Here is a 19,408-nt window from a genome sequence, read left to right on the forward strand (position 1 = left end):
TATTTCCGTGATCAATAGCACCCGTGACAGGGTGGCCTCAGTCCAACCCCTCACGTAAGTCCCTTTTGGACTTACGACGCTTGAAGGAGTCACATGCTCACCGTCGGTGACCAGTTCCCCGAGTTCGACCTCACAGCCTGCGTGTCCCTGGAGACGGGCAAGGAGTTCGAGCGTATCGATCGCGATTGGCTGAAGCGCAACCGCGACGAGAAGGGTTGGCTGGTGGTCTTTGCGTGGCCCAAGGACTTCACCTTCGTCTGCCCCACCGAGATCGCCGCGTTCGGAAAGCTGAACGACGAGTTCGCCGACCGTGACGCCCAGATCCTCGGCTTCTCCGGCGACTCCGAGTTCGTCCACCACGCCTGGCGCAAGGACCACGCGGACCTGCGTGACCTGCCCTTCCCGATGCTGGCCGACTCGAAGCACGAGCTCATGCGCGACCTCGGCATCGAGGGCGAGGACGGCTTCGCGCAGCGCGCCGTCTTCATCGTCGACCCGAACAACGAGATCCAGTTCACCATGGTGACCGCCGGTTCCGTCGGCCGTAACCCCAAGGAGGTCCTGCGGGTGCTGGACGCCCTGCAGACCGACGAGCTGTGCCCCTGCAACTGGACCAAGGGCGAGAACACCCTCGACCCGGTCGCGCTGCTGTCGGGCGAGTGATCTGACATGTCACTCGACGCACTCAAGTCCGCCATTCCGGACTTCGCCAAGGACCTGAAGCTGAACCTCGGCTCGGTCATCGGCAACAGCGACCTCCCCCAGCAGCAGCTCTGGGGCACCGTGCTGGCCTGCGCTATCGCCTCGCGTTCGCCGAAGGTCCTCGCGGAGCTGGAGCCGGAGGCGAAGGCCAACCTCTCCCCCGAGGCGTACACGGCCGCCAAGTCGGCTGCGGCGATAATGGCGATGAACAACGTCTTCTACCGGACCCGGCATCTGCTGTCGGACCCCGAGTACGGGACGCTGCGTGCCGGTCTGCGGATGAACGTCATCGGCAACCCGGGCGTGGAGAAGGTCGACTTCGAGCTGTGGTCGCTCGCTGTCTCCGCCATCAACGGCTGCGGCCAGTGTCTCGACTCCCACGAGCAGGTGCTCCGCAAGGCCGGCGTGGACCGCGAGACGGTCCAGGAGGCCGTCAAGATCGCCTCGGTGATCCAGGCCGTGGGCACGACGCTGGACGCGGAAGCCGTCCTGGCTCAGTAGTTTCCCGGACAGCCGAAGGCCCCGCCGACTCCGGTCGGCGGGGCCCTTCGGCGTGTGCGTCAGCTCTTTTTGAGCGTGGCCATCAGGGCCAACATGTCCTCGACCAGCAGGGGTTCGAGCTCGGCGAGATCCGTCACGGTCTCGCCGGTCTCCGGATCCCAGTCCGATGAGACGGTGATGCGGAGCACGGCCTGGCCGTCCAGCACCTCCAGGGCCAGGGTGCCCTGGTCACTTCCGCTGACGAGGTAGGCGCGTTCCCCCACGCCCTCGATCCGCCGCGCGGTGCCGTCCGTGCTCCAGGCCCAGTGGCGGGTGGGGATCGTGGCGTCGTACTCGGGCCCCGGGTCGGTCTTCTTGTGCAGGAGGTAGGAGATATCGGCGGAGGGCATGGCGGAAATCTCGTTCCCGTCCTCGTCCACCGAGGGTTCGTATCCGATCGGCTTCATGGTCGCGAAGCAGGCCGCCCGGTCCAGGCTCGTGTGCTCGGCGCCCCAGGGGGAGCCCTGCCCCTCCCGTTTGCCGAGCGCCGACGACACCGCCTTCAACTCGGCGTCCAGGCACAGGTTCCGGCTGGTCCGGTAGCCCCCGAGGTCGATCTCCTGCTGTCCGTACGCGTAGAGTCCGCCGGCCCACAGGGCCGATGCGGTGGCCGCGCCGCCTAGGGCCCACAGCCACGCCGTGCGCGGTCGCCGGGGAGCGGACGGCAGGTCGGTGTCCGTGGCCGTCTCGGAAACGGCGCGCTCGGGTGCGGGCCGCTGGCCGGGGAGGAGTTCGGCGGTGCCGAAGGACTGCTCGCCCTCCAGCTCCGGCTCGGAGATCATTCCTTCTCCTGGTCTGCGGCCGGCGGTACTGGCGGGGCGGCCGGTGACGCGGTGGGCGGTACGGGCGGGGCGGCCGGCACGGGGGTGGGTGCCGCGTCGAGCGAGGTTGCGCCGTGCGGCGGCGGCGAGTGGCGCAGCGCCTGTTCCCTGCCGTACGCCCGCAGGTAGCCGACGACCGTGTTGGTGACGGCCACCAGCGGCACGGCGACCACGGCGCCTCCGATGCCGGCGGTCAGGCCGCCGGCGGCGACGGAGAGCACGACTGCGAGCGGGTGCACCCGCACCGCCCGGCCGAGGATGAAGGGCTGCAGAACATGGCCCTCTATCTGCTGCACGGCGAGGACGACGACGAGCACCATCAGCGCCGTGAACACGCCCTGGGTGACCAGCGCGACGACGACGGCGAGGGCACCGGACACCACCGCGCCGACGAGCGGGATGAAGGCGAAGAGGAAGATGAACACGGCGAGCGGCACGGCCATCGGGACGTCGAGGAAGTAGAGCCCCAGACCGATGAAGATCGCGTCGATCAGTGCCACGAGCACGGTGCCGCGCACGTACGCGGTGAGTGTGCGCCAGGCGCGGGGTCCGGCGCCGGCGACTCCTGCCCGGGCCTGGGAGGGTACGAGCTTGAGGGTCCACTGCCAGATGCGCTTCCCGTCGTAGAGCAGGAAGAGCGTGGAGAACATCGCCAGCAGTATTCCGGTCAGCACCTCCACCATGACGGTGACGCCCTGCAGTCCGGCGGAGGTGATCTCCTCGGTGTTGGTGCCGATGGTGTCGCTGAGGTTCTTGGCTATGTCGTTGATCTGGCTCTCGGTGACGTGGAACGGGCTGTCCAGCAGCCAGCGCTTGAGCTCCTCGATACCGTCCCTGACCCGGTCGGAGAGGTTGTCGAGGTTGTCCATGACCTGCCAGACCACGAACCAGCCGACGAGTCCCATGATGACGAAGCCGAGGATCGCCGTCACGGCGGTGGCGAGTCCGCGCGGCAGCCCCAGCCTTCGCAGCCGGGCGACGGTGGGCTGGAGCATGGCGGTGACGAGCAGCGCTGCGACGAAGGCGAGGACGACGAGCTGCACGGCGCTGATGACCCGCATCAACACCCAGAGCGTGCCGGCGAGTACGAGCAGCCGCCAGCCCGCCTCGGCCGCGACGCGGATCCCCCAGGGGATTGCGGAGACCGGATCGGGTGCCGCAGCGACGGCCGGGGCGTACGAGGGCGGTGGTGGGACGCTCTCCGCGGCCGGCCGTTCCACGGGCGGATCGTCGTCCGCCACTGCCTCGTTGCGGCGCTCGTCCCAGCGCTCTCCTATCCGGGTCAGCTCGGCGCCCATGCGCCCGAGCCACCCTGGAACCTTCGACATGACGCTCCCTTTTGTCCCCACCACTCCCCCTGCGCCGTGAAGGGCGCGGGCGGTGCCCCACCCGGGAGTAACGGCCCCCGACGGTACACGCACGAAGCCCCTCACCGTAGGACGGCAAGGGGCTCCGGGAAGTTGAGCGCAGGCTGCAGGCCTAGTACCAGTTGTTGGCCTGCCAGAACGACCAGGCGCCGCAGGGGCTGCCGTAGCGGCTGTCCATGTAGTTCAGGCCCCACTTGATCTGGGTGGCCGGGTTCGTCTGCCAGTCGGCGCCGGCCGACGACATCTTGGAGCCCGGGAGAGCCTGGACGAGACCGTACGCGCCGGAGGACGGGTTCTGCGCCTTGTAGTTCCAGCTGGACTCGTGGTCCACGATGTTGCTGAAGCACTGGAACTGGTCGGCGGGGACCATCTGGCGGGCGATCGCCTGGACTTCGGAGATCGAGTACGAGCTCTGGGAGGCGAAGCTGGATGCCGAGCGGACGGAGTCGCGGTTGGCGCGTGCCTCCGCCTCCTCGCGCTCACGCTTCTCCGCTTCCGCCTTCTCCTCGGCGGCCGCCTTCTTCTCCTTGGCGGTCTTCGCGGCCTGGATGCGGGCCGACTCCTCGGCGGACTTCTTCGCAGCCGCGTCCGCGGCAGCGGCCTGTGCTTCGGCCTGCTGCGTCAGGGACGAGACCTGAATCTGGGCCTGCTCGCCCATGGGAATGTCCGCGAGGAGCGTCGCGTCGGCTGCCGCAGCCTCGAGGTTGTCCCCCGCAGGCTGGGTGTTGCCCGACGCAACGCCGACGACGGCGCCGACGGTGGTGACTGCAGTAGCCGAGGCGACTGCGAATCCCCGGACCGAGATCCGGCTCACACGGTGTCCTTCCAGCATCGCCCACTTAGGTGACCTCGCGGGCGCAATCGTGCCCCTGCCACTGGCCTCCCCATTGCTTGGTGGTCACGGGAGACACGGGCCCGGTGGGCAACTCCCCTGGGGGAGGTGCCGCGTGGTACTCGCGGGCGGCATGCGGCGCCAAGTCTTGAGTTGTGTGTTGCTGTGCACCACTGGGGGTGCGGTTGTGCCGCATGCGGGGCCTGACGGAAGCAAGACTCTGCCGGAAGCCGATGCCGCAAGGCAATTCTTCGTTGCGTGTGAAAGCTCACACCCCGTTTACGCCAGGGGTCTTGGAGGAAACGGCGGACAGCGCGACGCCGCCCGGCTACGCTCTTGCGCTTCGCCGGGCGGCGTCAACTGAGTTGCCCTATTTGCCGGATAGACCCCTCGGGGCAGATCCGGTTAAATGTGTCCGTCCTCCAGCATTTCGGTCACCAGTGCCGCAATCTGTGAACGCTCGGAGCGGTTGAGGGTGACATGCGCGAAGAGCGGATGCCCCTTCAGCTTCTCCACGACGGCGACGACTCCGTCGTACCGGCCGACGCGCAGATTGTCCCGTTGTGCCACGTCATGTGTGAGAACGACCCGGGAATTGGCCCCGACACGGGACAGAACGGTCAGCAGGACATTCCGCTCCAGCGACTGGGCCTCGTCGACGATGACGAACGCGTCGTGCAGCGAACGGCCCCGGATGTGCGTCAGCGGCAGCACTTCCAGCATGCCGCGGCCCAGCACCTCCTCGATCACTTCACGGCCCGCCACGGCGGACAGCGTGTCGAAGACCGCCTGCGCCCAGGGACTCATCTTCTCGGCCTCGGTGCCCGGCAGATAGCCGAGCTCCTGCCCGCCCACTGCGTACAGCGGACGGAAGACCATCACCTTCTGGTGCTGCCTGCGCTCCAGCACGGCCTCCAGGCCCGCGCACAGCGCGAGCGCCGACTTGCCGGTGCCGGCACGACCGCCGAGCGAGACGATGCCGACCTCCTGGTCCAGAAGGAGGTCGAGCGCGATGCGCTGCTCGGCGCTGCGGCCGTGGATACCGAACGCCTCCCGGTCTCCGCGCACCAGCCGGACATTGCCCTCGGCCGTGATCCGGCCGAGCGCCTTGCCGCGCTCGGACTGAAGGACGAGACCGGTGTGCACGGGCAGCTCGGCCGCCTCGGGCACGTACAGCGTGTCCTCTCCGTACAGCAGGTCCACCTGCTCGGCGGAGAGCGGCAGTTCCCGCATCCCGGTCCAGCCGGTGTCGGTGATGGCCAGTTCCGCGCGGTACTCCTCCGCAAGCAGGCCGACAGAGGAGGCCTTGATACGGAGCGGCAGATCCTTGGAGACGACGGTGACGTCGTACCCCTCGGCCTGCAGATTGCGCGCCACCGCGAGAATGCGCGAGTCGTTGTCCCCCGATCGGAAGCCGGCCGGGAGCACGCCGGGGTCGGAGTGGTTGAGCTCGACACGGAGCGAACCGCCGAGGTCGCCGATCGGGAGGGGTGCGTCGAGGCGGCCGTACCGGACCCGGAAGTCGTCCAGCAGGCGCAGTGCCTGCCGGGCGAAGTAGCCGAGTTCCGGATGGTGCCTCTTGGCCTCCAGCTCCGTGATCACCACGATCGGGAGCACGACTTCGTGCTCGTCGAACCGGCTCATGGCGTGCGGGTCTGCCAGCAGGACGCTGGTGTCGAGAACGTAGGTGCGCCGGTCGGGCATGCGGCGCTTTGAGCTGTTCACCACGGAAGGACGTACCCCCTCGGACGAGGTCGGGGTGCGACGGCGTCGCGGACCATGAATCCATCCGCCGAAGCGGAGGACGGACCGGGTTCGGGCCCCGATGCACGGGCCGAACACCGGCCCTCGACGCGGTCCGCACCAAAGGTGCAGTCCTTCGTGTGCAAAGGGCCTCCCGGGTGAGCGGTGTCGGCCGCTCACTGAGATACGACGTTCGTGGATCGGACGTCGACCTGGAAGTGGTATGCCCTCGAACAAGTGCGACCATGCGTTGGCATATGACGTCGCGAGGATGAACACGCGGTGGCCGGCCTCTCCACACCCCGTCCCGACTCCCGCGGGGCGGTTCAGCAGGGTGCGCGAACGGCCCGTCCGGCGAGGGAGGACACCGCCCGAAAGGCGGTGCGGAGCCGGGCTTCAGGTCAGGAGGCGGCCCGAGTCGCGGCCTCGGCCCACTGGGTCACGGGGCGCAGCCGATGCGGGGGATACCGGGCCCGGGCCGACGGATCCGAAAGGTCAGGAGCCGTAGCGGCGATGCCGCGCCGCGTAGTCGCGGAGCGCTCGCAGGAAGTCCACCTTGCGGAACGCCGGCCAGAAGACCTCGCAGAAGTAGTACTCCGAGTGGGCGCTCTGCCAGAGCATGAACCCCGACAGCCGCTGCTCCCCGCTCGTACGGATCACCAGGTCCGGGTCCGGCTGGCCCCGCGTGTACAGGTGCTCGGAGATGTGTTCGACGTCGACGATCTCGGCGAGCTCCTCGAAGCTCGTGCCCTTCTCCGCATGCTCCAGAAGAAGGGAGCGGACCGCGTCGGCGATCTCCTGGCGGCCGCCGTAGCCGACGGCGACGTTGACCAGTATTCCGTCGTTGCCGACCGTCGACTGCTCGGCTTCCTTCAGTACGGACTGGGTGTGCCCGGGCAGCAGGTCCAGCGTGCCCACGTGGTGCACGCGCCAGCGCCCGTCCGCGGCCAGGTTGCGGACCGTGTTCTCGATGATGCCGAGAAGAGGGGTGAGCTCCTCCGCGGGGCGGTCGAAGTTGTCCGTGGAGAGCAGCCAGAGCGTGACGACCTCGACATCGGTCTCGGCGCACCAGCCGAGCAGCTCGGAGATCTTGTCGGCGCCTGCCTGGTGCCCCTGTGCGGCCGTGCCGCCGGACGCCTTGGCCCAGCGTCGGTTGCCGTCGAGGATCACGCCGATGTGCTTGGGCACCTGGTCGTGGTCGAGGCGGCCCTCCACCCGGCGTGCGTAGAGCCCGTACACCAGGTCGCGCAGGTTCACTGTTCTTACACCCCTCCATACGGCAGTCCCCGAAGGCGCCACAGTACTGCGGACGGGCCACGGCGGCCCAACCCGGTGTGTCACAAGTCCGTGATAAGGAGGGTTGCGTGACTGAATCGAACTTCTACCGAGCTGCCGCGGACCGTTACGAGTCCATGGAGTACCGGCGCAGCGGGCACTCGGGGCTCAAGCTCCCGGCGGTCTCGCTGGGCCTGTGGCACAACTTCGGCGACGACCGCTCCCTCGACTCGCAGCGTGCGATCCTGCGCCGCGCCTTCGATCTGGGTGTGACCCATTTCGACCTGGCGAACAACTACGGTCCGCCGCCCGGCTCCGCCGAGCTGAACTTCCGCAAGCTCTTCGCGCAGGATTTCGCCCCGTACCGTGACGAACTGGTCATTTCGACCAAGGCGGGGTATCTGATGCACCCCGGGCCGTACGGCGAGTGGGGTTCGCGCAAGTACCTGCTGTCGTCGCTCGACGCGTCACTGAAGCGGATGGGTGTCGACTACGTCGACATCTTCTATTCGCACCGCTTCGACAAGGACACCCCGCTCGAGGAGACGATGGGCGCCCTCGCCTCCGCCGTGCAGCAGGGCAAGGCGCTGTACGTCGGCGTGTCCTCGTACACCGCCGAGCAGACCGCGGAGGCGGCCCGGCTGCTGAAGGAGATGGGTGTCCCGGCGCTCATCCACCAGCCGTCGTACTCGATGATCAACCGCTGGATCGAGGACGACGGCCTCCTCGACACGCTGGAGAGCGCCGGCATGGGCTGCATCTCCTTCGTGCCGCTCGCACAGGGTCTGCTCACCGGCAAGTACCTGAAGGGCATCCCGGAGGGTTCGCGTGCCACGCAGGGCAAGTCGCTCGACCCGGACCTGCTGTCCGGCGAGGTCGTGCGCCGGCTGAACGGACTGAACGACATCGCCGCCCGCCGCGGCCAGTCGCTGGCCCAGCTGGCGCTGGCCTGGGTGTTGCGCGATCCGCGGATGACGTCGGCGCTGATCGGCGCCTCCAGCGTGAAGCAGTTGGAGGAGAACGTGGCCGCGCTGGCCGCACCGCCGCTGAGCGATGCGGAGCTGAAGGACATCGACATGTTCGCCGTCGACACCGCAGGTACGAACATCTGGGCCGCGCGGGGCTGACCGGCGCGCGGGCAGAAAAAACGGGCCGGTCCGTGGGGGGGGATACGGACCGGCCCGAGGGGGGGTTTCCACCATAACCCTTCGTAAGGGGTGGTGGGTGCCACGCCGTGCCACATCGACGCGCCGAATCCGGCAGGTGCGGGCGGAGGGGCCGGGCGGGCCCGTAAACATGCGGCTCAGCGGCCTTGCCGCGCCCCGGCTCCGTAGCTCCCACGGGGGACCCGTCGCCACGGGCGCCGCATTGACGAACACATGACGTGACATCAAGTGCCCGACTCTGCCGGGCGGTTGGTGACAACTCTGTGTCATAGCGGACAGTTTCCGACCCATATGGCCCATAGGGTCGGCCGCATGACGACGAGCGACGTGACCTGGCAGCAGGCGAACACCCGGCGGCTTGCCCGCCAGTCCCTGACCACCACCGCGCCCGGCACCACCGTCCCCGGGATCGTCGGCGCGATGCTCGGCGCCCATGCGCAGGTGCTGTCCGCCGCCGAACTGTCGGTCGGGCTGCGTCTCGGCGGGGGCGTGACGCGTGCGGAGGTACGCAAGGCCCTGTGGGAGGACCGCACGCTGGTGAAGACGTACGGCCCGCGCGGCACGGTCCATCTCCTGCCGACGGCCGACCTGCCGCTGTGGACCGGCGCGCTGTCGGCCGTGCCGGCCGCCGCGGCCGCGCAGCCCGACGACGTGAGGATGACGGACGCGCAGACGGACGAGGTCGTCGCGGCGATCGCCGACGCGCTCACGGACGAGGCGCTGACCGTGGACGAACTCACGGAGGCGATCGTGGCCCGCACCGGCCCGTGGGCCGGCGACCGGGTCATGGAGGCATTCCAGGACAAGTGGCCGCGCTGGCGCCAGGCGACCCACACCGCGGCCCACCGCGGCGCGCTCGCCTTCGGCCCCAACCGCGGCCGCAAGGTCACCTACACGAGCCCCGAAGTCACGCCACTGCCCGGCGCGGAGGCGGTGGCGGAGCTGGCGGTGCGGTATCTGCATGCGTACGGTCCGGCGACACCGCAGCAGTTCGCGAAGTGGCTCGCGACGCGGAACGCATGGGCGGTGGAGCTCTTCGGCCGGCTGGCGGACGGGGGCCGCATCGAGGAAGTGCGCTTCGAGGGCGAACCGGCCTGGGTGGCGGCGGGCGACACCGCGTTCCCGGACGACACCCGCCCGCTGGGCGTACGCCTTCTGCCGTACTTCGACGCGTTCGCGATCGCGTCCCAGCCTCGTGCGCGGCTCTTCCCGGGTGCAGCCTTCCAGCGCGCCCTGGCCGGCGGCCAGGCCGGGAACTACCCGGTCGTGCTCGTGGACGGCGTGGTCGCCGGTGTGTGGCACCAGCGCCGCTCCGGACGGCGCATCACGGTGACGGTCGAGCCGATCGGCACGGCACTGGACACGGCGACGGCACGCAAGGAACTGGCGGCGCAGGTGGAAGGGGTGGGCGAAGTAATGGAAGGACGAGCCGAGTTGGTGGTCGGGGAGGTCACCGTGGGGCCGCATGCGTAGGCCCGGTCCGGGCGATCTTCTCGGGCTCGACGTCGGCTACGGCACTCCCCCGGCCCCGTCGGCCGGGCGGGGTCCCCGGCGGAGCCGACAGGAGTGGCCCCACCGCCTTGTCATGCGTCCCTCGGCCCTCGCGGCCGGGGGGAGGCCCATGCATCTGACGCCGCGGCGGATCCTCAACGATCGCCCGGGACAGGACACCCAGGGCCTCTCGTTCGGATCAGGCGGACCGCACCGGACGCGGAGTCCGGTGCGGTCCACCTGACTGCCGCGGCCACGTGCGCCGGTAGGCTCCTGTGGCGTTGCCGCAATCGGGGGGTTCGCAGATGGGACACGCAGACCGCATCAGGGTGCACGTGAGGACACCGCGCACGGACAGCGGTCCGCACGGGCGGATGCCGGCGGTCATCGCCGCGCTCCCCCGTGTTGCCCGATAACCCTCGCCCCTTTCACGCCCCTCAGCACTCCAGGACCTGATCCGATGCTCTCCCCGCTGCTCCACGACGACCCCGTCGCCATAGGCGGCCACCGCCTTGTCGCCCGCCTCGGGCACGGAGGAATGGGGACCGTGTATCTGGCCCGCACCGACGCGGGCCGCACCGTGGCGCTCAAGACCGTGCACGCCGACATCGCGGCAGACGCTGCCGCCCGGACCCGGTTCCGCCTCGAGATCGACGCCGCCCGCATCATCGGCGGCCACCACGGCGCGGACGTCGTCGACGCCGACCCCTTCGCCCCGACGCCCTGGCTGACCACCGCGTACGTGCTCGGGCCGCCGCTCGACGACGCCGTCTCCCTGTGCGGGCCACTCCCGGAGGCGACGGTCCGTGCCCTGGGCGCGGCCCTCGCCGGGGCGCTCGGCCAGCTCCACGCCTCCGACGTGGTCCACCGCGATCTCAAGCCGTCCAATGTGATGGTCACGGCCTACGGCCCCAAGATCATCGACTTCGGGATCGCCCGCGCCGCCGGGGACGACCGGCTCACCCGCACCGGTTCCGCCGCCGGCACCCCCGCGTTCATGTCTCCGGAACAGGCAACCGGTCAGGAACACACACCCGCGGGCGACGTCTTCGCCCTCGCCGGTGTGCTGCTCTTCGCCGCCACGGGCCACGGCCCCTTCGGAACAGGCCAGGCGGCCGACCTCCTCTACCGCGTGCGGTACTCCGATCCGGACCTCACGGGCCTCCCCGAAGGACTCGTCCCCCTCCTCCTGCAGTGCCTCGACAAGGACCCGGGGAACCGTCCGACCACTCATCAGCTCGGCACCCGACTCCACGCCGGAGAAGGACAGTTCGCCGACCACCTGCCTGATCCGCTCCTCTCCGACATCGCCCGCAGAGCGACCGAGGTGTGGCAGCACCAGCCCGTCCGGCTCCCCGCCCCGGCGGACCACGCCGTAGCCGACACCGTCCTCGCCACGGGCCATGTCTCCCGCCGCAGAGTGCTGTCGTGGTCGGGGGGTTCTGTGCTGGCCGCGGCAGGCGTGGGACTCGGTGCCTGGTCGTGGGCGTCGAGGAGTTCCCGGGACACGGATGGCGGTTCGAGCACTCCCCCACCGGTGACCGGCAACCCGTCGGCCGTACCCCTGCCGACAACGGCCGCCGACAAGCGCCGGACGTGGCGCAAGCCCGTGGCACGAGGCACGCTCACCCGCACGCCGGCCCTGGTCGGCGACAACGTCGTGATCGCGACGGGCGACGGGCTGCTCGCTCTCGGCGCACTGAGCGGTGAGCGTCGCTGGCTCGCGACCGACATCCGGCACGCCCGGCATGTCCGCTCGGACGGCAGGAAGATCCACGCGCTGCTCCCCGGCGGTACGAACGGACACCGGCTGTCCCTGCACACCGTGGACCCGGCCAACGGGCGAACCAGCCTCGCCGTCTCGTTCGCCCGGTTCGACAGCCCCGTCCAGGAGGCGGCGCTGCTGCAGGTGACGGACGGTCTCCTCTATCTGGCGGCGAGGGCGGGCCGGCCGGGCGACGATGCGGGCAAGCGCGCAAAGAGCTGGAGCGTGACAGCCGTCGACCTCCGCACCGGAGGGCAGCGGTGGAGTGCGCCCGTCCCGGCGTACGACATCGACAGCCCCGACGACTCGATCGCCTCCGTCGTGGTGGGAAACCACCTCATCCTCTGCCGGCCGGCGAAGAAGGGCGGGGACCTCGCCGTCAGGGCGTGGGACAGGCGTACGGGCAAGAGCGCGTGGGAGACGACCGTCTCCCGGCCCCGCCCGGCGGGCGGCGCTTCCTCGGCATCAGACCTTCTGGCCGCCGACAGCACGCATGTGTATGTCGGCGGCAGCCGTGTCCAGGCCCTCCGGGTCACCGACGGCGGCGTCGGCTGGTCGTTCGGCGCGGGGCGCAGCTCGGGCGCGTACAGCATGCCCGCCGTGGGAGGCGGCGTGGTCTACGCCGCGGAGCAGGGCGAAGGCGTGGTGGCCCTGTCCGCCGGGGACGGGAAACTCCGCTGGGCGGCGAAGACCGGCGACGTCCCCGATCTCCGGGTGCCTCCCGTCCTGGACAGCGGTCATGTGTACGTGATGTCGGGCAGCGGCATCCGCGCCGTCGGCCTGGACGACCACAAGGAGGACTGGTCCTCGAAGCCCGGCTCGCCGACGCTCGCCGTCCACGCGGACACCGAGCGCCTCATCCAGTTCGACGGCAGCCAGATCTTCGCCATGCGCTACGACTACTCGTACTGAGCGCCACGCACCACGGAACTCCCGAAAGAAGGACACGCATGACCCCCCTCGGCCCCGGCGACCCACTGCGGCTCGGCCCGTACCGACTTGCCGGAGTGCTCGGCGCCGGTGGCATGGGCAAGGTCTACTTCGGCCACGACAACCAGGGCCGTCCCGCGGCGATCAAGGTCCTGCTGCCCCAGTTCGCCCACGACCAGCAACTCGTGCAGCGTTTCCTGCGTGAGGCCGAGGCCGCGCGTACGGTCACCGGCCGGGGCGTCGCCCGTGTCCTCGCCGCCCAGACGGAGGGCGGCCGCCCCTGGATAGCCTCCGAGTACCTGGCCGGGCCGACCCTGGAGCAGGCGGTCGCCTCGTACGGGCAGTTCCCGGACGACGCGGTGCGCGCCCTCGCCGCCTCGCTCGCCGAGGCCCTCCAGCACATCCATGCCGCGGGTCTGGTGCACCGGGACCTCAAGCCCGCGAACATCGTGCTCACGTCGCGCGGACCGTGCGTCATCGACTTCGGTATCGCCCGCCCCGAGCACGGACTCACGCTCACCACCACCGGGCAGGCGCCGGTGACACCCGGCTACGGTTCCCCCGAACAGGTCCTGGGCCACCGCGTGGGACCCGCCGCCGACGTCTTCTCGCTCGGGGCGGTCCTTGCCTTCGCGGCCGGTGGCCGGCGTGTCTACGACGGCCCGCACGTGGCTGCCGTGCAGTACACGGTGGTGCACGGCGAACCGGATCTGTCGCACGTACCCGGCCACCTGCGCACTCTCATCGGGCCGTGCCTGTCCAAGGATCCCGCCTTCCGGCCGTCCCCGGAACAGATCCGTACGGCGTTCGCTCCCCCACCGCGTGCGGAACGGGTCTGGCGGCAGGGCCCGTGGGCTGCGGACATCCGCCAACGCGAGGCCAGTGCACAGCAGTTGTCCACGCTGCCCGGCACCCAGGTGACTCCGGCTCCCGGCCGTCGCCGGTTCCTGACGGGTATCGGTGTGGGAGCCGCTGTCCTCGCCGCGGGAGGCGGGACAGCCGCCTGGCTCATCGGTGGCGGCGGCACCGATGATGGCGGGGAGAAGAACGAGGCGAAGAACGGCTCGGCCCAGCCTCCGGGCACCGCCCTGTGGGGCCCCCTCGCCGTCGCCGAGCCGTGGAGTCCGCCTGCACTGGCCGTGGACGACGTGGTGGTGTTCGGCGGCAAGGAAGGCGGCCTCGTCGCGTACGGCGTGGCAGATGGCAAGAAGCGGTGGGAGTCCCCGAGCATCACTCCGTCCGCCGAATACCTGGTGCTGGACGGCACGTTGGTCATTGCCGCGGACGCCGGCGGTACGGTCCACGCCATCGACCCGTCCACCGGCCGGTCGGAATGGACCGCGGACGTGGACGCCACCGCGATCATGGCCGCCAACACGTCGGCCGTGTACGTCCTGACACGCGACAAGAAGATCTGCGCCGTCGGCACCAAGGACCACAAGAGCCTGTGGACCACTGCCACGTCCTTCGACTTCGTCGGCGCCGCGGCGTCGAAGAACCGCCTGGTCGTCAACGGCGCCGGCAAGGACGCCACCGGCAAGGCCGAGGTGCTGGCGCTCGACACGGCCTCGGGGACCAAGGTCTGGGGCTGGGAGACGAAGAACGCCATCATCACCATGCCGACCGTTCACGGCGACACGGTCCTGCTCGGCGGCGAAAAGCTTCGGCGGACGAATCTGCAGGACGGCCGGGAGCTGTGGTCGGTCCCGAGCACTTCGGCCCTCGGCATCTCGTGGGGTGCTCCCGCCGTGGACGGGAAAGCCGTGTACGCGTTCGACGACTCGGTGCTGCACTGCCGTGACCTGCGCACCGGGGCGAAGATCTGGTCCCGCGACGTGAAGTCGTCCGCGACCGTCTACTACCCTCCCCGGGTCGACGGGGCCTTCGCCTACGCCAGCAGCGGCGCGGACCCCAAGTCGTTCGATGCCGTGGCACTGGACAAGAAGACGGGCAAACGGGCGTGGGGCTACTCGCAGAAGAGCCTCAAGTCACTGAAACTGACGGCGAACGGCACCCACCTGATCCTGCTGCAGAACGACAGCGTGACGGCCCTGTCCGCCGGCGGGGCGTAGCGGGGGCTGTCAGTCCAGCAGGATCGTGTACGGGAAGTCCGGTGCAGCCGGACTTCCCGTACACGTTCTTCCCGGGCGGGCTTCCGTTCTGCGGAGGGGCACATGGCCTCCTGTGCCTCAGGATGCCGCGAGTGCCCCCAGCAGCAGCCCCGCCAGCGCGCCCCCGATCATGAACGGGCCGAACGGGATCGCCGACTTACGCCCCGCGCGGCGCAGCAGGACCATCGTCAGGCCGTACACCGCGCCCAGGAGGAAGCCACCGAAGGCGCCGGCGAAAAGAACCTCCCAGCCGTACCAGCCGAGGGCCGCCCCGAGCGAGAGCGCCAGCTTGACGTCACCGAATCCCATGCCGTGGGGATTGATGAGGAACAGCACGAAGTAGGCCGCGCCGAGAACGAGTGCGCCGAGGGCCGCGGTCGGCCAGGATCCGGCGGCACCCGGAAGCAGCGCGGCGATGCCGAGCAGCGACACGGACGCGGCGGCCAGGGACAGCGTGAGCTGGTCGGGGAGCCGGTGGACGCGGAAGTCGACCGTGGCGAGCAGTACGGCGAAGGGCGCGAGCAGCAGCCAGACAGCGAGTTCGGGTCGTGGTCCGGTGGCTGCGGCGAGCACGACGCAGGCGACGCCTGCGATGAACGGCGCCGCGGAAGAGGGGACTGCCTGTGGCTTGCCGGTGTCGGCGGGGACACCGATCGGCACCGCCACCGCCACCGCGCATGCCGCGCACCGCGCCGTACCGAGCCAGCCACCGGCCGGACCGGCAAAGGCGTGACCCGACGGACAGGCCGGGCGCCAGGACTCCTCGGGCTCAACGGCCAGGCGGTACGCGGCCCGTGGCACGAGCAGCCCGGTGGCGGCGCCCCACAGGGCGGCTACGGCGATCAGCGTGGCGTACACGAAGGCGACCCTAGAGCGACGAGGCCCCGCCGGTCATGGGCCCTGGGGCCCACAGTGCGCGATACGAGCCCATCGCGGCACACGGGCCTGTACGGTCGTCGCCCATGGCGACATGGCGCAACGGGACCGCGCGGCTGACCGTCCCCGGCCGGAACGAGGCGATACCCGTGGAGGTCGCGGCCTCGTACGGCACGCGCCGGCGCGGTCTGCTGGGTCGCGACGGGATCGAGGGCGCGATCATGCTCACGCCGTGCAACAGCGTTCACACGTTCCGGATGCGGTTCACGATCGATGTGGCCTATCTGGACCGGGAGTTGACGGTGGTGGATGTGCGCACGATGAGGCCGGGACGACTCGGGATGCTCCGGTTGCGGGGGCGGCACGTACTGGAGGCGGAGGCCGGGGCCATGGCGGAGTGGGGCCTTCGGCCGGGCGTGCGGGTGGCCATCGAGCACGCACCGCCGGCGGGTTAGGGCAGTTTCGCCGACTGCTTCCGGATGAGTCCGGCCGGCACCTCGGGTGTGACGGCAGCGACGAAGTTCGCGGTGTAGAAGGTGGCGAGGCTCGCTCCGCGGCGTACGACATGGAAAACGAGCGGCACCTCGGCGCCGGCGAGGGCGCCCGTCACCTGGTACGCGAACGACTCGTCGCCCGCGTGCACGGCGGGCAGCTCCTTCACCCCGGCGTACGTGGAGACACCGTCGCCGCCGTGGGTGGTGAAGCCGTCGGCACACGCCTTCACCGAGGTGCGCAGGGAGGCCAGGGCCTGCTGTGCGCCGCCGTTCGCGTGGGAGGTGAGGATCAGGGTGACCACGGTCTGGGTCTCTTCCCCCGCCTCTGCCGAATCGACGGCCGTGCGGTAGACGGTCGCGACTCGTTTCGGTGACGGCTTGCCGTTGATCATGTCGGCCAGGGGTGCGCACGCCTCCTTCTCGGCGCGCTCGGTGCCGGGTTCCTCAGCACCCTGCAGCGGCGACACCTCGAAGCCGGGCACTTCCCCGCTCGTCAGCGCCGCCTTCGTCAACTCGTCCTCGGTCAGGGTCTTTCCGCTGCTCGGCTGCTGTTCGGCAGGCGGCACGGTGGAGGGGGAGGACGTGCGGGCGGGTGCCCGCGGGCTCGATTCGGCCGGGGACGCGGAGGACCGTGCGGGCTTGCCCTCGGCCTTGTCGTCTCCCTCGCAGGCGGTGGCCGTTGCGATCGTGAGCGCGGCCGCGGCCACGGCCGTCACGATGCGACGGGACCTGCGTGCCGCGCGTGCGGTTCGTGCCGTGCGCCGAGAGCCTGTGCTCATCCCGTCCCCACCCCGTCCACCGAATGTGCGACGCACGCTAACAAGGCGCCGAGGCACGACGCATGGGCCCACGGACCCCTTTCCGGTCTCCCGATCCGCTGCGGTCCCTAGGGTCTGTCCGGCGTGGCCGGGCGGAGGGAACGCAGCGACCGGTCGCCGCCGTACCTCTCCACCCAGTCCGCCTCACCCGCCGCGTCGCCCATGCGGATGCCGAACGTCCAGGCAGGGTCCAGGAAGAGGGTGTGGCCTCCCTCGAAGTCCAGGGCCAGGACGCTGGTGGTCCCGTCGGTCCTCTCGTACCCGCGCAAGGCAAGGCACTCCAGCTCGGCGCGGCCGTCCCCGAACAACTGCTCGCCGTACGAGGCGAGGACGACCTCGTCCTCCGCATCCGCCAGGAGTCCGATGTCGGACCAGTCGGCGACCGTGTCGTGGCGGGCGGAGAGGTGGTCGTGCTGTCCTTCGGACGCCAGGCGCACCAGGCCACCCCGGTCCAGCCGCAGCCACAGGACCAGGGGCTGCGGGCGGAACTCGGCGATGTCGTCGTCCCTGTCGATCCATCCCGGGAGGAGGACATCACGGACCCGGCGTCCGTCGAGGAACTCGGCGACCTGCCGGGCCACGCTGCTCATCCCGTCATCCCTACTTCTTGGGAACCTTCTTGGTGATCTGGATCGCCTTGTCGAGGCCCTCGCCGGAGGTGAGTGCGGTCCAGAACTCGCCGTTCTCCCGCAGGACGACCGTCACGCCCTTGCCACGATAGATCAGGCCCTCAGGTTCGTTCGGCTTCAGCGTGCCCTTGCCGACCAGTTCGAACGTGCCGTCCTTGATCGCCTTCGCAATGTCCTCGCGGAAGCGCGGCCCGTCCTCCTTGAGCTTCTTGTACTTGGTGCCGAGCGCGTCCTCGATGAGCTTCTTGTGCCGCAGGAAGTGGTCCTTGAACTTCTTCGGATCGCCTTCACCGACGTCCGGCTTCCGCGCCGCGTCGACCTCGTCGTCCGACATGTCGCAGTCGTTGTTGTGCACGAGGGCGGTGGCGTGCCCCACGCCGACGAAGTAGGTGTGCATCCCCTCGACCGCGAGGTCGTGCGTCGTCTGCCGCTGAACGTAGTGGCGGACCCCCAGGACCTCCAGGGCGGTGCCGTGTTGCGTACGAAGCAGGTGGCCGGCCCGGATGTCACCCGCATCCGCCCAGCGCTGCTCGTCGGCGAGCCAGAACGGGTGGGTGTCGGTGGCAGTGACGGCCGCCGTTCCTGACTGCGTGCGTACGGTCAGCCTGGCGAACGCCTTGTCGTCGTACGTGGTGAACGTCTGCGTGACGTCGCGCCCACCGGCCACCCCGGTGACGGGGTCGGCCGCGGCAACCCGCGTCCCGACCCGCACGCTCTCGATGGGCACCCGGCGGCCGTCGGCAATGAGCACGGGTGTGCCGGGCAGGAAGCTGTGCCGGGCGGGACAGGTCGTCGGTCTGTCGTCGGGCTTCTCGTCGTCGGGCTTCTTGTCGCCCGGTTTCTTCTGGTGGGGGTCGTACTTCTTCTTCGCTTCGTCGAGCGCCTTCTCGGCGTCCTTGACGCGCTTGCGGTTCTTGATGAGCCCGGTGAGGCCGTCATAGAGGTCACCGCCGTGCTTCCTGAGCTTCTGGACGAGCTCGTACGCCTTCTTCCACTTCCACGGTGCCCCGTACTTCGCGGCCAGCTTCCCGACCGCGCCCCCGACGAGACTCAGCAGCACATTGACGAGCGTTTCGGTGCACGCGCCCATGTCGCCCTTGGTGACGCAGTCGAGGGCGTCGGTGATGCCGAGTTCGTCGGCGAGAATCTTCGCCAGCTCCTTGGCCGCCTGGATCGCCTTGTCCTGGTCGGCCTTCTCGGCTGCTTGCGCGTCCTGAAGATCCTTGAGGGCCTTCTCGTAGAGCTCCTGTTCCGGGGTCCTGGCGGCGCCGGTGCTGTCGTTGACGGGCTGGTCGCCACCGGACGCCGCCTGGTCCTCCTGCGCCCCGCCCTGCCCGCCAACTCCTCCGCATTCGCCGCCGCCGGTGATGCGGCAGACCTGCGTCTTGAGTCCCTCCGCCAGCGTCGGCCCCACTCCTGTGGCGACGAACGCCCCGATGATCGCCGCGACAACGACCACCAGTCCGACGTACTCCAAGGCCGTCTGGCCGCGGTCGTTCCTGCGCCGCTTGCGCAGGCCGAGCAGCCGCGCGTCGGTGCGCGGCATGACACGCCGCAACAACCGGCGGCAGTTCCGGCGCAGTTCCCCCAAAGCAGGCATGACCGTCAAGCTACGGACGCGCACTGTGCCCGTCATGGGCCCACGGACCCATGAGCGGGCTCAACAGGCCGCTGGAGCGAGGGGCCTGCCGACACGCTCACAAAAGGCCGGGCCGCATCCCATTGATGCGACCCGGCCCGTTGCCGTCCGAGGGGCGTCAGCCCGTGGAGCCACCGCGCGGGAAGGAGATCTCCACCCGGCGGTTCTTCTTCCGGCCTTCCTCGCTGCTGTTGTCGGCGATCGGGAAA

16 protein-coding genes and 1 pseudogene are annotated in these 19,408 nt (G+C 70.0%); 7 read left to right on the forward strand and 10 right to left on the reverse strand.

Annotated elements, in window-relative coordinates; genetic code table 11:
- The first annotated feature begins 93 nt into the window (after positions 1-93).
- Entirely contained in the window at positions 94-663 is a 570-nt protein-coding gene (locus AC067Z_RS30270) for a peroxiredoxin (RefSeq protein ID WP_478792830.1), read from the forward strand.
- Between the two features lie 6 nt (positions 664-669).
- On the forward strand, positions 670-1,203 hold the full coding sequence (locus AC067Z_RS30275; RefSeq protein WP_478792831.1) for an alkyl hydroperoxide reductase: 534 nt from the start codon (positions 670-672) through the stop codon (positions 1,201-1,203).
- Positions 1,204-1,262: 59 nt separating this feature from the next.
- On the opposite strand, the gene AC067Z_RS30280 is transcribed toward AC067Z_RS30275, so the two are convergent.
- From AC067Z_RS30280 to AC067Z_RS30300, 5 genes are all read right to left on the reverse strand, one after another.
- Positions 1,263-2,024: a hypothetical protein gene (locus AC067Z_RS30280; RefSeq protein WP_478792832.1), complete on the reverse strand. Its 762-nt coding sequence runs from the start codon at positions 2,022-2,024 to the stop codon at positions 1,263-1,265.
- Positions 2,021-3,391, reverse strand: coding sequence for an AI-2E family transporter (locus tag AC067Z_RS30285; RefSeq protein WP_478792833.1), 1,371 nt, complete (start codon positions 3,389-3,391; stop codon positions 2,021-2,023). The genes AC067Z_RS30280 and AC067Z_RS30285 overlap by 4 nt, the downstream gene beginning before the upstream one ends.
- Before the next feature lie 151 nt (positions 3,392-3,542).
- On the reverse strand, positions 3,543-4,244 hold the full coding sequence (locus AC067Z_RS30290) for an aggregation-promoting factor C-terminal-like domain-containing protein (protein ID WP_478792834.1): 702 nt from the start codon (positions 4,242-4,244) through the stop codon (positions 3,543-3,545).
- 423 nt (positions 4,245-4,667) lie between these two features.
- The gene (locus AC067Z_RS30295) at positions 4,668-5,990 is read right to left on the reverse strand and encodes a PhoH family protein (protein WP_478792835.1); all 1,323 of its coding nucleotides are present in this window, start codon (positions 5,988-5,990) and stop codon (positions 4,668-4,670) included.
- A 510-nt stretch (positions 5,991-6,500) separates the two neighbouring features.
- A complete protein-coding gene (locus AC067Z_RS30300; RefSeq protein ID WP_478792836.1) occupies positions 6,501-7,262 on the reverse strand; it encodes an isoprenyl transferase in 762 nt (253 codons plus the stop codon).
- Between the two features lie 107 nt (positions 7,263-7,369).
- On the opposite strand from AC067Z_RS30300, the gene mgrA reads away from it, so the two are divergent.
- The 4 genes from mgrA (at position 7,370) to AC067Z_RS30320 (ending at position 14,704) form a co-directional block, all read left to right on the forward strand.
- Positions 7,370-8,407, forward strand: a complete 1,038-nt coding sequence (gene mgrA / locus AC067Z_RS30305) for an L-glyceraldehyde 3-phosphate reductase (protein ID WP_478792837.1) — start codon at positions 7,370-7,372, stop codon at positions 8,405-8,407.
- Between the two features lie 351 nt (positions 8,408-8,758).
- Complete coding sequence (locus tag AC067Z_RS30310; protein WP_478792838.1) at positions 8,759-9,919, forward strand: winged helix DNA-binding domain-containing protein; 1,161 nt, start codon at positions 8,759-8,761, stop codon at positions 9,917-9,919.
- A 478-nt stretch (positions 9,920-10,397) separates the two neighbouring features.
- On the forward strand, positions 10,398-12,614 hold the full coding sequence (locus tag AC067Z_RS30315; RefSeq protein ID WP_478792839.1) for a protein kinase domain-containing protein: 2,217 nt from the start codon (positions 10,398-10,400) through the stop codon (positions 12,612-12,614).
- A gap of 38 nt (positions 12,615-12,652) precedes the next feature.
- Positions 12,653-14,704 (forward strand): outer membrane protein assembly factor BamB family protein, encoded by a 2,052-nt coding sequence (locus AC067Z_RS30320; protein WP_478792840.1) that lies wholly within the window; start codon positions 12,653-12,655, stop codon positions 14,702-14,704.
- Between the two features lie 117 nt (positions 14,705-14,821).
- Here AC067Z_RS30320 and AC067Z_RS30325 read toward each other — a convergent pair whose 3' ends face one another.
- Complete coding sequence (locus tag AC067Z_RS30325) at positions 14,822-15,601, reverse strand: prepilin peptidase (RefSeq protein ID WP_478792841.1); 780 nt, start codon at positions 15,599-15,601, stop codon at positions 14,822-14,824.
- A gap of 104 nt (positions 15,602-15,705) precedes the next feature.
- On the opposite strand from AC067Z_RS30325, the gene AC067Z_RS30330 reads away from it, so the two are divergent.
- Positions 15,706-16,074 carry a DUF192 domain-containing protein gene (locus AC067Z_RS30330; protein ID WP_478792842.1) on the forward strand — a complete coding sequence of 123 codons (369 nt, stop codon included), beginning with the start codon at positions 15,706-15,708 and terminating at the stop codon, positions 16,072-16,074.
- On the opposite strand, the gene AC067Z_RS30335 is transcribed toward AC067Z_RS30330, so the two are convergent.
- The 4 genes and pseudogenes from AC067Z_RS30335 to AC067Z_RS30350 all read right to left on the reverse strand — a co-directional run.
- The gene (locus AC067Z_RS30335; RefSeq protein WP_478792843.1) at positions 16,071-16,829 is read right to left on the reverse strand and encodes a hypothetical protein; all 759 of its coding nucleotides are present in this window, start codon (positions 16,827-16,829) and stop codon (positions 16,071-16,073) included. The two genes, AC067Z_RS30330 and AC067Z_RS30335, sit on opposite strands and share 4 nt — an antisense overlap.
- 170 nt (positions 16,830-16,999) lie before the next feature.
- Entirely contained in the window at positions 17,000-17,521 is a 522-nt protein-coding gene (locus AC067Z_RS30340; protein WP_478792844.1) for a hypothetical protein, read from the reverse strand.
- A 10-nt stretch (positions 17,522-17,531) separates the two neighbouring features.
- Positions 17,532-19,160 carry a Hint domain-containing protein gene (locus tag AC067Z_RS30345; RefSeq protein WP_478792845.1) on the reverse strand — a complete coding sequence of 543 codons (1,629 nt, stop codon included), beginning with the start codon at positions 19,158-19,160 and terminating at the stop codon, positions 17,532-17,534.
- A 157-nt stretch (positions 19,161-19,317) separates the two neighbouring features.
- A pseudogene (locus AC067Z_RS30350) lies at positions 19,318-19,408 on the reverse strand (OmpA family protein); the annotation flags it as partial.

It is taken from the genome of Streptomyces sp. NPDC043812, assembly GCF_056436245.1.

Coding starts and splice junctions, on each gene's coding strand:
- AC067Z_RS30270 (WP_478792830.1), top strand. CDS start 94: ATGCTCACCGTCGGTGACCAGTTCCCCGAGTTCGACCTCACAGCCTGC.
- AC067Z_RS30275 (WP_478792831.1), top strand. CDS start 670: ATGTCACTCGACGCACTCAAGTCCGCCATTCCGGACTTCGCCAAGGAC.
- AC067Z_RS30280 (WP_478792832.1), bottom strand. CDS start 2,024: ATGATCTCCGAGCCGGAGCTGGAGGGCGAGCAGTCCTTCGGCACCGCC.
- AC067Z_RS30285 (WP_478792833.1), bottom strand. CDS start 3,391: ATGTCGAAGGTTCCAGGGTGGCTCGGGCGCATGGGCGCCGAGCTGACC.
- AC067Z_RS30310 (WP_478792838.1), top strand. CDS start 8,759: ATGACGACGAGCGACGTGACCTGGCAGCAGGCGAACACCCGGCGGCTT.
- AC067Z_RS30315 (WP_478792839.1), top strand. CDS start 10,398: ATGCTCTCCCCGCTGCTCCACGACGACCCCGTCGCCATAGGCGGCCAC.
- AC067Z_RS30320 (WP_478792840.1), top strand. CDS start 12,653: ATGACCCCCCTCGGCCCCGGCGACCCACTGCGGCTCGGCCCGTACCGA.
- AC067Z_RS30330 (WP_478792842.1), top strand. CDS start 15,706: ATGGCGACATGGCGCAACGGGACCGCGCGGCTGACCGTCCCCGGCCGG.
- AC067Z_RS30340 (WP_478792844.1), bottom strand. CDS start 17,521: ATGAGCAGCGTGGCCCGGCAGGTCGCCGAGTTCCTCGACGGACGCCGG.
- AC067Z_RS30345 (WP_478792845.1), bottom strand. CDS start 19,160: ATGCCTGCTTTGGGGGAACTGCGCCGGAACTGCCGCCGGTTGTTGCGG.